Below are 13722 nucleotides of genomic sequence, written 5' to 3'. Positions count from 1 at the left end.
ATGCGTGGAAGTGTTAAGAAAAAATTTGGTGTGCAAGAACTTCATAAACATACTAGGGGAATATAACTAGAAAAATAAAGAAAGGTGCTAGTTTATGAACATTTTAGTAACCGGTGCAAAGGGCATGGTAGGAGCCGCCCTAGTAGCCAATCTGAAAAATATCAAAGAAGGAAAGAACCGGACAAGGTCAAACATACAGATCAATGAGATCTACGAATACGATCTGGATTCAACCCCAGAACAGTTAGACGTTTACTGCCGGTCTGCAGACTTCGTATTCAATCTGGCCGGTGTGAACCGTCCGGAAAATCCGGAAGATTTCATGAAGGGAAACTTCGGCTTTGCAAGTACGCTTCTGGACACCTTGAAGAAGTACAATAACAAGGCCACTATTATGCTGTCTTCCTCCATCCAGGCCACATTGGCCGGACGTTTTGGCGACAGCGAATACGGCCGTTCCAAGAAAGCAGGGGAGGAATTATTTTTCTCCTATGCCGAGGAAACCGGGGCAAAGGTGGCCGTTTACCGTTTTCCAAACCTGATGGGGCATTCCAGGCCGAAGTACAACAGCGCTGTCAGCACCTTCTGCTGGGCCGTGGCCAACGATGAAGAGTTCCATGTAAATGACCGGAGCACCGAACTGGAGCTTCTCTATATTGACGACCTGGTGGAAGGGATGTTCGATCTTCTGGAAGGAAAAGAAGTCCATTGTGAGTTTGACGGTGTGGATACGGTCATAAATCCAAAGGGACGCTACTGCTGCGTACCGGTAACCCATAAAGTAACTCTGGGGGAGATCGTAGATCTGCTGGAGCAGTTTAAGGAGCAGCCGTCCACCCTGATGATGCCGAAGATGCCGGAGGGCTCTTTCGCGAAGAAGCTGTACAGCTTGTATCTGACGTATCTTCCGGCGGAGAAGTTTAAATATCCGCTGAAAATGAATGTGGATGACAGAGGTTCTTTCACGGAGCTGGTACACACGGCAGACTGCGGCCAGGTCAGCATCAACATCAGCAAACCGGGCATTACCAAGGGCCAGCACTGGCACAATTCCAAATGGGAGCTGTTTATTGTTGTGGCCGGGCATGGACTGATCCGGGAGCGGAATATCCATACAGGCGAGACCGTGGAGTTTGAAGTGTCAGGGGATAAGATCGAGGCGGTACATATGATTCCGGGCTGGACGCATAATATCATCAACTTGAGCGAGACGGAAAACCTGGTGACGGTGATGACCTGCAATGAGATTTTTAACCCGGAGCGGCCGGACACCTTTTTTGAACCGGTATAAGTGTGTAATCCAAAGAACGGAGCGTAAGAACGATGAGTGAAATAAGAACAGACTATTCTGAGATCCATTTTAAAGATAACGGGAAGCTGAAGCTTCTCATCATTGTCGGTACCCGTCCGGAGATCATCCGCCTGGCGGCAGTGATCAATAAGTGTCGTAAATATTTCGATGTAGTGCTTGCCCATACCGGGCAGAACTATGACTATACCCTGAACGGGATCTTTTTTGAAAACCTGAAAATTGACAATCCGGAGGTCTATATGGACGCCGTAGGGGATGACCTTGGCGCGACGGTGGGGAATATCATCAACTGCGCCTATAAACTGATGGTGCAGATCAAGCCGGACGCGCTGCTGATCCTGGGGGATACCAATTCCTGCTTATCAGCCATTGCGGCAAAGCGCCTGCATATCCCGATTTTTCATATGGAAGCGGGAAACCGCTGTAAGGACGAGTGTTTGCCGGAGGAAACGAACCGGAGGATCGTGGATATCATTTCCGATGTGAACCTGGCGTATTCCGAGCATGCCAGGAAATATCTCCATGAGTGCGGACTGCCGAAGGAAAGAGTGTATGTAACGGGCAGCCCCATGGCAGAGGTGCTGCACCAGAACCTTGCTGAGATTGAAAAGTCGGATATTCTGGAAAAACTGGGACTGGAACCGCAAAAATATATTTTGCTTTCCGCCCATCGGGAGGAGAACATTGACACGGAAAAGAATTTCCTGAGCCTGTTCACGGCAATCAATAAGATGGCGGAAAAGTACGATATGCCGATCCTGTATTCCTGCCATCCCAGAAGCCGGAACCGTCTGGCCGCTTCCGGATTTGAACTGGACCGGCGCGTGATTCAGCATGAACCACTGGGATTCCATGATTATAACCATCTGCAGATGAACGCTTTTGCGGTGGTATCGGATTCCGGAACGCTTCCGGAGGAGAGCAGCTTCTTTACTTCTGTGGGGCATCCCTTCCCGGCGGTATGTATCCGGACAAGCACCGAGCGCCCGGAAGCCCTGGACAAGGCCTGCTTTATCCTTGCCGGCATCGATGAAGTAAGTCTGCTGCAGGCGGTGGATACCGCGGTTACGATGAATCTGAATGGGGATTATGGGATTCCGGTGCCGGATTATGTGGAGGAGAATGTAAGCACAAAGGTGGTAAAGATCATCCAGAGTTATACGGGTGTTGTGAATAAGATGGTGTGGAGAAAATTTTGAAACTATTTTAGCCGGACGAAAAATCCGGCTTTTCTGGTTCTTCTAAATAGCCTGGTGACAAAGAGACGCAAAGCCTTGTAAATATTGAAAGAATGAGGATTTTGAGATGAATACTTCTTAAAAAAGCGTATAGTAAACAGACCGGATAGGAGATACGCTCAAAAATCAGGTAAAAATGAGACTATTTGGGCAATGATTATCTTGAGCGTTTCTTGAAAAATTCCATTTCTTTAGATGATAATTTTGGAAAAACTTATGTGTTTTTGTCTGATGATAATCAGACAATCATAGGATACTATAATCTTGGGATGGGATATATTGAACAGTTTGATACCGGCATTACTCGGAAAATAGGTGGCGCTGTACATATTAACTGCTTTGCGCTGGATGAGAAGTATCATGGTTTAGTACAGGCGGTGACAGAAAAAGGTCTGAAGATTAATTTGTCAGATATTCTTCTTGATGACTGTATGAGCAGGATTGAAGAAATTCGGAGAAATCATCTTGACTTTATGTTTGTTACATTAAATTCAACCAAAGAAGGTTATAGTCTATATTTAAGAAATACTTATGGAAACTTTCTAGGATATATGCTATTCTATATTCAAAGCATTATATTTCCGGCAGTTTTTTTCTTTTGCGGCGTCTGCCGTGTCTGCAATTCTGATAAGAAGATCTAAAAGAAATCTCGATGCTTTTTATTCCCATCGACAAAGCAGAGAGGTTTCCTGAAAGCTATGTTCTGAAGCTTATGTTTTTGTTTTTACAGGCTGCCTCCTGCGATTCTTGAAAAAGGAGGTACCTATGAACAGAAAACAAAAGAAACTACCATGCTGTTCAGCGACAGGAAAGAGCTGCTGGGACTCTATAATGCGGTAAGCGGAAAACAGTATAAGAATCCCGGGGCGCTGAGCGTCAACACGCTGGAGAACGCCATCTACATGGCCATCAAAAATGACCTGTCCTTTGTGATCGACTCCCGGCTCTCCCTGTATGAGCATCAGTCCACCTACAGCCCTAACCTTCCGCTGCGGATGCTTCTGTATCTGGCAGATCTGTACGCGGACCTGACGAAAAACGAAAACCTGTACGGAAGGAAAAAGGTAATGCTTCCGCCGCCCCAGTTTATCATCTTCTACAACGGGGAGGAGCAACAGCCTGACAGGCGGATACTGAAGCTGTCCGACTTATATGAGGTGGAGGAGGAAGAGCATAAGCTGGAGCTGGAGGCGGTGATGCTGAACATCAACGCGGGCCACAATCCGGAACTTATGAGGGCGTGCAAGACTCTGGCGGATTATGCCCGGAACACCGCCCGCATAAGAAGGTATGCCGCGGAGATGCCCATAGAAGAAGCGGTGGAGCGCACCATCACGGAATGTATCCGGGAGGGGATCCTTGAAGAGTTTTTAAGGAAATATCGAGCGGAGGCAAAAAGGATGAGCATATATGAGTATGATCAGGCGAGGCATATAAGGCAGGAGAGAGAAGAGGCCTGGGAAGAGGGCAAACAGGAAGGCATGGAACAGGGGCGGCTGTCCATAGTCCGCCGGATGCTGGAGGGCGGCACCAGCCTGGAAGAGATTAAACGGCTCACCGGGGCCACGGAGGTGGAAGTGGAAAGGGTGCGGAACGTGTAGGGATGACTGATACTGATAAATGAACGAAATTGGTATAAAAATATTTTCTGAAAATTTTAAATTTCCTTTTACATGGCCAGGCCGTGTAAGAGGAAATTTTTTATATCATTTTATAGCAATGAAGAATAGAAGAGAAAAGGAGAGAGCATATGCGCGTTAAACTGCAGGACAAGACTATCCTTGTCACTGGCGCAGCCGGCTTTATCGGCTCCAACCTAGTCTTGAAGCTTCTGCGGACCGCCTCGCCGGTTCGCATCATAGGCATCGATAACATGAATGATTATTACGATGTCTCTATAAAAGAATACAGATTAGAGCAGATCAGGTCCATGGCATCCTCCCATCCGGAGAGCGTATGGACTTTTATTAAGAGCTCTATTTCAGACAGAGAGCTGGTCGGAAAGGTGTTTGAAGAGCACAGGCCCTCTATTGTAGTCAACCTGGCGGCCCAGGCGGGCGTGCGGTATTCCATTACAAACCCGGACGCCTATATTGAGTCCAATCTGATCGGATTTTACAACATTCTGGAGGCATGCCGTCACTCCTACGACAACGGGGAGACAGGCGTGGAGCATCTGGTCTATGCCTCCTCTTCCAGTGTGTACGGGTCTAACAAGAAGATCCCCTACAGCACGGAGGACAAGGTGGACAATCCGGTTTCCCTGTATGCGGCTACCAAGAAGAGCAATGAGCTGATGGCGCACGCCTATGCGAAACTGTATAACATCCCCTCTACGGGGCTGCGGTTCTTTACCGTCTACGGGCCGGCGGGCCGGCCGGACATGGCCTACTTCAGCTTTACCAATAAGCTGCTGGCTGGGGAGACCATACAGATCTTTAACTATGGAAACTGCAAGAGGGATTTCACCTATGTGGATGATATTGTAGAGGGTGTAAAAAGAGTGATGCAGTCCCCTCCGGAAAAGGAGACAGGGGAGGACGGCCTGCCGGTCCCGCCCTATGCTATTTACAATATCGGCAACAACCAGCCTGAGAACCTGCTGGACTTTGTAGATATCCTGCAGCAGGAGCTGATCAGAGCGGGAGTCCTGCCCAAGGACTATGACTTTGAGGCCCACAAGAAGCTTGTGCCCATGCGGCCGGGAGATGTGCCGGTCACCTATGCGGACACCAGCGCGCTGGAGCGGGATTTTGGCTTTAAGCCGTCCATGCCCCTCCGGGAGGGACTGAGAAAATTTGCCGAGTGGTACAGAGAATTTTACATGGACTGATGTGAATGGATATTTATCAGATCATAGAAACCCACAACCGGCCCTGGACGGAGAGGGAAATGCTTGCCTTCTCTGTGATCGTTGTGATCACAGTGCTTGTGCTGGCATGGTTGGTTTATCAAAAGAAGATTGGATTGAGACAGGCTGTGGCAGGCCTTTTTTTATTGCTTTTTGCGGGGATCGTGTACGGCTCCACGGTATTTACCAGAAGTGTGACAGAGTACCAGTACAAGCTGGTCCCGCTCTGGTCCTGGTATGAAGTGTTTGTCCGCCACAGCAGGGAGATGCTGAAGGAAAATATTTTAAATATGCTCCTGCTCCTTCCGGCGGGGTTTTTGCTGCCTTTTGTCCTGGACAGGAAAACGGGCTGGAAGGAAGGGTTTTTCGCAGGGGGACTGATGTCCGCATCCATTGAGTGCATGCAGTTTGTCTTCAAAAGGGGATTGTTCGAGTGGGATGACATCCTGCACAACAGCATTGGCTGCATGGCGGGCTGCCTGCTGGGGAACATCCTGTTTGAGCTGTGGGAAAAGAGACGAGGAAAAGGAAGGATGGGTAAAAATGGAAAACAAAAATGAAAAGATGAAGATCGCAGTCGCCGGGACAGGCTATGTGGGGCTGTCTATTGCCACGCTCCTGGCACAGCACAATCAGGTCACAGCGGTGGATATTGTGCCGGAAAAGGTGGAACTGATCAACCAAAAAAAGTCGCCTATACAGGATGAGTACATAGAGGAATACCTGGCTCGCAGGAATCTGGACCTGACCGCCACTCTGGACGGGGAGGCGGCCTACAGCGATGCGGATTTCGTGGTGATCGCTGCGCCTACCAACTATGACAGCAAGAAGAATTTCTTTGACACGAGCGCAGTGGAGGATGTGATCAGGCTTGTCATCCAGTGCAACCCGGATGCGGTCATGGTCATCAAGTCCACTATCCCGGTAGGATTCACAGCCCAGGCGCGGGAGAAATACCACTGCGACAATATCCTTTTCAGCCCGGAGTTCCTGCGGGAGTCGAAAGCGCTCTACGACAACCTGTATCCAAGCCGCATCATCGTGGGGACCGATGTGGAGAACGCGCGTCTGGTCAAAGCTGCCAATACGTTTGCTGCCCTTCTGCAGGAGGGGGCCATTAAAGAGGACATCCCCACGCTGATCATGGGATTTACAGAGGCGGAGGCTGTGAAGCTCTTTGCCAACACCTATCTGGCGCTGCGTGTTTCCTATTTTAATGAGCTGGATACCTATGCGGAGGTGAAGGGGCTGAATACCAGGCAGATCATCGATGGGGTCTGCCTGGATCCAAGGATCGGTTCTCACTATAACAACCCCTCCTTCGGCTATGGCGGATACTGCCTGCCAAAGGATACGAAGCAGCTTCTGGCCAACTATGAGGATGTGCCCCAGAATATGATGACCGCGATTGTGGAGTCCAACCGGACAAGGAAAGATTTTATCGCGGACCGGGTGCTGGAGCTGGCAGGAGGATATGGAGCCAACAGCGAGTTCGATGAGAGTAAGGAGAAGGAAGTGGTGATCGGCGTGTACCGCCTGACCATGAAGAGCAATTCCGACAACTTCCGTCAGAGCAGTATACAGGGAGTGATGAAGCGGGTGAAGGCAAAGGGAGCCACGGTGATCATTTACGAGCCCACTTTGGAGGATGGGAGCACCTTCTTCGGAAGCAGAGTGGTCAACGACCTGGAGAAGTTCAAGGAGATGAGCGACTCCATCATCGCCAATCGGTATGACAGTTGCCTGGACGATGTGGAGGAGAAGGTGTACACAAGAGATTTGTTCAGGAGAGACTAACATATTTCAAATAAAAAACAAAGGAGATCAAACCAATGAGCAGTATATTTGCAGGTAAAACCTTAATGATCACCGGAGGCACCGGTTCCTTCGGGAACGCCGTCCTGGACCGGTTCTTAAAGACAGATATAGGGGAGATCCGCATATTTTCCCGCGATGAGCTAAAGCAGGACAATATGCGGCATTTTTATCAGCGGGAATTCCCCGAGTACAGCGACAAGCTGAAGTTCTATATCGGCGATGTGCGGGATATCCAGTCCGTGAAAAATGCCATGCACGGCGTGGACTACATCTTCCACGCAGCGGCCCTGAAGCAGGTGCCCTCCTGTGAGTTCTTCCCCGTCGAGGCGGTAAAGACCAATGTGCTGGGCACGGAGAACGTGCTGACCGCGGCTATCGAGGCCGGGGTGAAGAAGGTCATCTGCCTGTCCACGGACAAGGCCGCCTACCCGGTGAACGCCATGGGCACCTCCAAGGCCATGATGGAGAAGGTGATCGTGGCCAAATCAAGGACGGTTTCTCCGGAGAAGACAGCCATCTGCTGTACACGATACGGAAATGTCATGTGTTCCCGGGGCTCGGTCATCCCTCTTTTCATCAGCCAGATCAAGGAGGGGAAGGAGCTGACCGTGACAGAGCCCACCATGACCCGGTTCATCATGAGCCTGGAAGAAGCGGTGGAACTGGTGGTTTTCGCTTTCCAGAACGCCCAGAGCGGTGATATCATGGTACAGAAGGCGCCGGCCTGCACTATCGAGGTGCTGGCCCGGGCTGTGGAGGAGGTGTTCCATGCGGACAACCCGGTGAAGGTCATCGGCATCCGCCACGGGGAAAAGATGTATGAGACCCTGCTGACCAACGAGGAGTGCTCCCATGCCATTGACATGGGGAATTTCTACCGGGTACCCTGTGACAAGCGGGACCTGAACTATGACAAATATTTCAAGGACGGGGATGTGCAGAGGAACACCCTGACCGAGTTCAACTCCAGCAACACGGAGCTGCTGAACGTGGAGCAGGTGAAGGAGAAGCTGCTGTCCCTGAAGTACATCCAGGACGAATTAAAGGAGTGGGAGCAGTAAGGTGAAAAGCGGCAGGGAGCAGGCAGTGCTGGCACTGTCAGGAAAAAGCTTATTTCAGACAGAGCAAAGGATGCCGGCGCGGGACGCGGACTGGCAGGGGATCTATGAGGAATGCCGCCAGCAGGCTGTCCCTGCCCTTGCCTGGAAAAGCGTGGACAAGGAGGAGCTGCCCAAGGAGCTGGCCGATAGATGGAAGGACACTGTGGTCGCCCAGGCCTACCACAGCCTGCAGGTGACCTGGCAGCATCGGCAGGTCCATGAGCTGATGGAACAAGCCGGGATCCCCTATGTCATCCTAAAGGGCTGCGCCTCCGCAGCTTATTATCCGGCGCCCTTGGAGCGGACCATGGGGGATGTGGACTTCCTGGTCCGGCCTGCGGACCTTGAGCGGGCCGGGCAGGTGCTGGAGGCAGAGGGGTTCGTGCCCTGGGAGGAGGAGCATATCTGCCACGTGGTCTACCGGAAGGAGCGGGCGCATCTGGAGATGCATTTTGAGCCCGCCGGCGTGCCCCATGGAAGGCCCGGGGAGCTGGTCCGGGAATACCTGAAGGACATCATGGAACAGGGCAGGGAGATCGAGCTGGAAGGCGGAAAGCTCCGCATTCCCTCCCCCTTTCACCACGGACTGGTGCTCCTTTTGCATACCAGCCATCATCTGGTGGGGGAGGGCATCGGCCTGCGCCACCTCTGTGACTGGGCGGTCTTTGCGTCCTCCCTGTCAGACCAGGAGTTCCGGGCGCTTTTTGAGGAGAAGCTGAAGGCCATCGGGATGTGGCGGTTTGCCCAGCTCCTGACCCAGGTGTGCATCCGCTATCTGGGCATGCCAGAGAGGAGCTGGCCGGGGAAGGCGGGGGAGGAAGAGCGGGAGCTGACACAGGCCCTGATCCGGGATGTGTTTGCCGGCGGGAACTTTGGACGGAAGGACGAGAGCCGGAGACATGAGGTGTACCTGATATCCAGCAGAGGGAAGGACGGTGTGGGACACATCTCCCTGGGGCGGCAGTTCATCCGCTCTCTGAATGAGGTCGTGTATACCAAGCTTCCCTTATCCCGGAGGATGCCGCTGCTGCTCCCGGTGGGCTGGGCCTTTTACGGAGGCCGCTATCTGATCCGGATGCTCCGGGGCAAAAGGCCCGCGATCCATCCGGGAAGACTGGTGGAGGGAGCCGCCGCCAGGCGGTCTGTCTACGCCAGACTGGAGCTGTTTGAGACAGCTGAGACAGAGAAAGATACAAAGTAAAGGGAAACCATAGATTGTTCCTATAGACTGTTACCATAGAAGGAGGGCAACAAGATGAACATACTGATCACCGGAGCCAAGGGCTTCGTAGGCAGGAACCTGACCGCCTCCCTGGAGAGCATCCGGGACGGCAAGGACCGGGTGCACAGGATAGAGGGCCTGGAGGATCCGTCAGAGCTGACCATCTATACCTATGATATCGATTCTACCCCGGAGGAGCTGGACACCTACTGCAAGGATGCGGATTTTGTCTTCAACCTGGCAGGGGTGAACCGGCCCAAGAACCAGGAGGACTTCATGAAGGGGAACTTCGGCTTTGCCTCCACCTTATTGGACACGCTGAAGAGGCACGGGAACAAAGCCCCTGTCATGCTCTCCAGCAGCATCCAGGCCAGCCTGACAGGCCGCTTTGCCGGCAGTGAGTACGGCAAGAGCAAGCTGGCCGGGGAGGAGCTGTTTCAGGCATACAGCAAGGAGACCGGCGCGAAGGTGCTGATCTACCGCTTCCCCAACCTGTTCGGGAAATGGTGCCGCCCCAACTACAATTCCGCGGTGGCCACCTTCAGCAGCAACATCGCCAACGGCCTGCCCATCCAGGTCAATGACAGGAGCACAGAGCTGGAGCTTCTGTACATAGACGACCTGGTGGAGGAGATGCTCCTGGCCTTAAGCGGCAAAGAGCACCGGGATGAGAAGGGCTACTGCTACTGCCCTGTGACCTTTAGGAAGACCCTGGGGGAGATCGTGGACCTGCTGTATTCCTTTCAGGAGAGCCGCAGTGACCTGTCCGTGCCAGACATGAGCGATGGCTTTACGAAGCGGCTGTACGCCAACTACCTGTCCTACCTGCCGTTGGATGGCTTTTCCTATAAGCTGAAGATGAACCGGGACGTGCGGGGCAGCTTTACGGAGATCCTGCGGACCGCGGACCGGGGGCAGGTGTCCGTCAATATCAGCAGGCCCGGCATCACGAAGGGGCAGCACTGGCACCATACCAAGAACGAGAAGTTCGTGGTGGTATCCGGACGGGGCCTGATCCAGCTGCGGAAGATCGGGGTGGATGAGAACGGAAACCCCTACCCGGTGGTGGACTATGAGGTCAGCGGGGAGGAGATCACGGTAGTGGAGATGATCCCCGGCTACACCCACAACATCATCAACCTGTCAGACACAGAGGACCTGGTGACGCTGATGTGGGCCAACGAGCCCTTTGACCCGGAGCACCCGGACACCTTTGCGGAGCCGGTGTAAGAGCATGGAGGAGAAAAATGAAGACAGACTATACAGATATCCGATTTAAAGAGAACGGGAAGCTTCAGCTTCTCATCATCGTGGGGACCCGGCCGGAGATCATCCGGCTGAGCGCGGTGATCGACAAGTGCAGGAAATACTTTGACTGCATCCTGGCCCACACGGGACAGAACTATGACTATAACCTGAACGGGGTCTTCTTTAAGGACCTGAAGCTGGGGGACCCGGAGGTGTACATGGACGCCGTGGGGGATGACCTGGGAGAGACGGTGGGGAACATCATCAATGCCTCCTACAAGCTGATGGCCCAGATCCGGCCGGATGCCCTCCTGATCCTGGGGGATACCAACTCCTGCCTGTCGGCCATCCCGGCCAAGAGACTTCACATCCCCATCTTCCACATGGAGGCGGGGAACCGGTGCAAGGACGAGTGCCTGCCGGAGGAGACCAACCGACGGATCGTGGACATCATTTCTGATGTGAACCTGGCCTACTCGGAGCATGCCCGGAAATATCTCCACGAGTGCGGGCTGCCCAAGGAGCGGGTGTACGTGACCGGAAGCCCCATGGCGGAGGTGCTGCACAGGAACCTCAGCGAGATCGAAGCCTCTGACATCCTGGAGAGGCTGGGGCTGGAGCCGGGGCGCTATATCCTCCTGTCCGCCCACAGGGAGGAGAACATCGACACGGAGAAGAACTTCCTCTCCCTCTTTACCGCGATCAATAAGCTGGCAGAAAAGTATGACATGCCCATCCTGTACTCCTGCCACCCCAGATCCAGGAAGCGGCTGGAGGAGTCGGGCTTTGAGCTGGACGAGCGGGTGGTGCGCCATGAGCCCCTGGGCTTCCATGACTACAACCACCTGCAGATGAACGCCTTCGCAGTGGTGTCGGATTCCGGGACCCTGCCGGAGGAGAGCTCCTTTTTCACCTCCGTGGGACATCCCTTCCCGGCGGTGTGCATCCGGACCTCCACGGAGAGGCCGGAGGCGCTGGACAAGGGCTGCTTCATCCTGGCAGGGATCGATGAGAAGTCCCTGCTCCAGGCGGTGGATACAGCGGTGGAGATGAACCGTAGCGGGGACGACGGGATCCCGGTGCCGGACTATGTGGAGGAGAACGTGAGCACCAAGGTGGTGAAGATCATCCAGAGCTACACCGGTGTGGTGGATAAGATGGTGTGGAGGAAATGGTAATACGTAATAGGTAATCCATCTGACGCCAGCAATCGTTTAAAAAATAGGTTCAAAAATCTTATATAAAATCTTATGGAAACTGCCAGGAATATGTGCTACTATAGTTACAAAGCATTATATTTCTGGCAGTTTTTTTCATTTGCGGCGTCTGCCGTGTCTGCAAGTCTGATAAGAAGATCTAAAAGAAATCTCGATGCTTTTTATCCCCATCGACAAAGCAGAGAGGTTTCCTGAAAGCTATGTTCTGAAGCTTATGTTTTCGTCTTTACAGGCTGCCTCCTGCGATTCTTGAAAAAGGAGGTACCTATGAGCAGAAAACAAAAGAAACAGAACCGGAAGAAGCAAGACGGGAAAACGAAGGTGTATCCCGTTCCTGACCGGAACTACAAATCTTCGCTTTTTACCATGGTGTTCAGCGACAGGAAAGAGCTGCTGGGACTCTATAATGCGGTAAGCGGAAAACAGTATAAGGATCCCGGGGCGCTGAGCGTCAACACGCTGGAGAACGCCATCTACATGGCCATCAAAAATGACCTGTCCTTTGTGATCGACTCCCGGCTCTCCCTGTACGAGCATCAGTCCACCTACAGCCCTAATCTTCCGCTGCGGATGCTTTTGTATCTGGCAGATCTGTATGCGGACCTGACAAAGAATGAAAACCTGTACGGAAGGAAAAAGGTAATGCTTCCGCCGCCCCAGTTTATTATTTTCTACAACGGAGAGGAGAAACAGCCTGACAGAAGGATACTGCGGTTGTCGGATCTGTATGAGGTGGAGGAAGAAGAGCATAAGTTGGAACTGGAGGCGGTGATGCTGAACATCAACGCGGGCCACAATCCGGAGCTTATGAGGGCGTGCAAGACTCTGGCGGACTATGCCCGGTACACAGCCCGCATAAGAAGGTATGCCGCAAAGATGCCCATAGAAGAGGCGGTGGAGCGCACGATCACGGAATGTATCCGGGAGGGGATCCTTGAAGAGTTTTTAAGGAAATATCGAGCGGAGGCAAAGAGGATGAGTATATACGAGTATGATCAGGCGAGGCATATAAGACAGGAGCGGGAAGAGGCCTGGGAAGAGGGAAGACAGACAGGCAAACAGGAAGGAATACAGAAGGGAAGACAGGAAGAAAAGCAGAGTATAGCTCTCAATCTGGCAAAAATGGACATGACAGTGGAGCAGATCGCTAAGGCAGTGGAAGAGAAGGCTGCTGTGGTGGAGAAGTGGCTGGCTGATACTGACAGATGAATGAAAAGAGATGGAGATAAAAAAATTTACTGGAAAGCAGTATAAGAAGCCAGAGCTATTGAGAATATGATACGGCGGCTCGCATTCTTGCGAAGATTATTGGTAAAGCTACAGCAGCCGCCTTCCAGCTAGGTCTCCGCTGTATCACGCCGGTTGAGAACATAATAGAAAATGCCTTGTAATATGAACTCATCTTCTGATTTGTATTACAAGGCATAAGTTTTTATTCTTGACCTGCTTTAAGGGACATATTGTCTAAAGCACTGTTCATTGAACCCAGGCTGAAAACGGAAGGGGAGATTGGCTGTTTGGATGGATCACCAGGCTGAGAAAAAGAATGTTGAACAGCTCCTGTGTTTTGGGGGACGATGACTGAAATGCCACTGTCTTTTAAATAATTTTTAATTTTCCTATCCATATAATCTCCTTCCTACTACAATATATTTATGGTTAATACCCCTTACCGCCAGTAAGGAATTACCCATCTTGTTGCTTAAGCTGTTAGAA

At 52.1% G+C, this 13722-nt stretch carries 13 protein-coding genes; 12 read left to right on the top strand and 1 reads right to left on the bottom strand.

Translation table 11 applies throughout. The features are described 5' to 3' along the window. The first annotated feature begins 94 nt into the window (after positions 1–94). The 12 genes from H7U36_RS10615 (at position 95) to H7U36_RS10560 (ending at position 13215) form a co-directional block, all read left to right on the top strand. Entirely contained in the window at positions 95–1291 is a 1197-nt protein-coding gene (locus H7U36_RS10615; protein ID WP_205156115.1) for a polysaccharide biosynthesis C-terminal domain-containing protein, read from the top strand. 32 nt (positions 1292–1323) lie between these two features. Continuing rightward, positions 1324–2511, top strand: a complete 1188-nt coding sequence (gene wecB, locus H7U36_RS10610; protein WP_205156114.1) for a non-hydrolyzing UDP-N-acetylglucosamine 2-epimerase — start codon at positions 1324–1326, stop codon at positions 2509–2511. 185 nt (positions 2512–2696) lie between these two features. After that, positions 2697–3191 (top strand): hypothetical protein, encoded by a 495-nt coding sequence (locus tag H7U36_RS10605; RefSeq protein ID WP_033126258.1) that lies wholly within the window; start codon positions 2697–2699, stop codon positions 3189–3191. Between the two features lie 150 nt (positions 3192–3341). Further along, positions 3342–4151: an RpnC/YadD family protein gene (locus tag H7U36_RS10600; protein ID WP_205156113.1), complete on the top strand. Its 810-nt coding sequence runs from the start codon at positions 3342–3344 to the stop codon at positions 4149–4151. 149 nt (positions 4152–4300) lie between these two features. Continuing rightward, complete coding sequence (locus H7U36_RS10595) at positions 4301–5383, top strand: NAD-dependent epimerase/dehydratase family protein (RefSeq protein WP_275951603.1); 1083 nt, start codon at positions 4301–4303, stop codon at positions 5381–5383. A gap of 5 nt (positions 5384–5388) precedes the next feature. Next, complete coding sequence (locus tag H7U36_RS10590; protein ID WP_205156112.1) at positions 5389–5961, top strand: VanZ family protein; 573 nt, start codon at positions 5389–5391, stop codon at positions 5959–5961. 4 nt (positions 5962–5965) lie between these two features. Continuing rightward, positions 5966–7198 (top strand): nucleotide sugar dehydrogenase, encoded by a 1233-nt coding sequence (locus H7U36_RS10585; protein WP_205156159.1) that lies wholly within the window; start codon positions 5966–5968, stop codon positions 7196–7198. 35 nt (positions 7199–7233) lie between these two features. After that, a complete protein-coding gene (locus tag H7U36_RS10580; RefSeq protein ID WP_207750596.1) occupies positions 7234–8280 on the top strand; it encodes a polysaccharide biosynthesis protein in 1047 nt (348 codons plus the stop codon). A 1-nt stretch (position 8281) separates the two neighbouring features. After that, positions 8282–9520 (top strand): nucleotidyltransferase domain-containing protein, encoded by a 1239-nt coding sequence (locus tag H7U36_RS10575; RefSeq protein ID WP_205156111.1) that lies wholly within the window; start codon positions 8282–8284, stop codon positions 9518–9520. Positions 9521–9574: 54 nt separating this feature from the next. Next, a complete protein-coding gene (locus H7U36_RS10570; RefSeq protein ID WP_205156110.1) occupies positions 9575–10771 on the top strand; it encodes a capsular polysaccharide biosynthesis protein CapF in 1197 nt (398 codons plus the stop codon). A 17-nt stretch (positions 10772–10788) separates the two neighbouring features. Beyond that, on the top strand, positions 10789–11967 hold the full coding sequence (gene wecB, locus H7U36_RS10565) for a non-hydrolyzing UDP-N-acetylglucosamine 2-epimerase (protein WP_205156109.1): 1179 nt from the start codon (positions 10789–10791) through the stop codon (positions 11965–11967). A gap of 306 nt (positions 11968–12273) precedes the next feature. Next, positions 12274–13215 carry an RpnC/YadD family protein gene (locus tag H7U36_RS10560; protein WP_330637101.1) on the top strand — a complete coding sequence of 314 codons (942 nt, stop codon included), beginning with the start codon at positions 12274–12276 and terminating at the stop codon, positions 13213–13215. 223 nt (positions 13216–13438) lie between these two features. Here H7U36_RS10560 and H7U36_RS10555 read toward each other — a convergent pair whose 3' ends face one another. Next, on the bottom strand, positions 13439–13633 hold the full coding sequence (locus tag H7U36_RS10555; RefSeq protein ID WP_205156108.1) for a hypothetical protein: 195 nt from the start codon (positions 13631–13633) through the stop codon (positions 13439–13441). Positions 13634–13722: the final 89 nt, after the last annotated feature.

The sequence above is a fragment of the Faecalicatena fissicatena genome (assembly GCF_016900595.1).
Lineage (GTDB): Bacteria > Bacillota > Clostridia > Lachnospirales > Lachnospiraceae > Claveliimonas > Claveliimonas intestinigallinarum.
Note: the sequence above shows the minus strand (reverse complement) of the source record. Positions and strands in the feature narration are given on the sequence as shown.

Excerpts from the sequence above, each read along its gene's own strand:
- H7U36_RS10615 (WP_205156115.1), top strand. The coding sequence starts at position 95 with ATGAACATTTTAGTAACCGGTGCAAAGGGCATGGTAGGAGCCGCCCTA.
- wecB (WP_205156114.1), top strand. The coding sequence starts at position 1,324 with ATGAGTGAAATAAGAACAGACTATTCTGAGATCCATTTTAAAGATAAC.
- H7U36_RS10600 (WP_205156113.1), top strand. The coding sequence starts at position 3,342 with ATGCTGTTCAGCGACAGGAAAGAGCTGCTGGGACTCTATAATGCGGTA.
- H7U36_RS10595 (WP_275951603.1), top strand. The coding sequence starts at position 4,301 with ATGCGCGTTAAACTGCAGGACAAGACTATCCTTGTCACTGGCGCAGCC.
- H7U36_RS10590 (WP_205156112.1), top strand. The coding sequence starts at position 5,389 with ATGGATATTTATCAGATCATAGAAACCCACAACCGGCCCTGGACGGAG.
- H7U36_RS10585 (WP_205156159.1), top strand. The coding sequence starts at position 5,966 with ATGAAGATCGCAGTCGCCGGGACAGGCTATGTGGGGCTGTCTATTGCC.
- H7U36_RS10580 (WP_207750596.1), top strand. The coding sequence starts at position 7,234 with ATGAGCAGTATATTTGCAGGTAAAACCTTAATGATCACCGGAGGCACC.
- H7U36_RS10570 (WP_205156110.1), top strand. The coding sequence starts at position 9,575 with ATGAACATACTGATCACCGGAGCCAAGGGCTTCGTAGGCAGGAACCTG.
- wecB (WP_205156109.1), top strand. The coding sequence starts at position 10,789 with ATGAAGACAGACTATACAGATATCCGATTTAAAGAGAACGGGAAGCTT.
- H7U36_RS10560 (WP_330637101.1), top strand. The coding sequence starts at position 12,274 with ATGAGCAGAAAACAAAAGAAACAGAACCGGAAGAAGCAAGACGGGAAA.
- H7U36_RS10555 (WP_205156108.1), bottom strand. The coding sequence starts at position 13,633 with ATGGATAGGAAAATTAAAAATTATTTAAAAGACAGTGGCATTTCAGTC.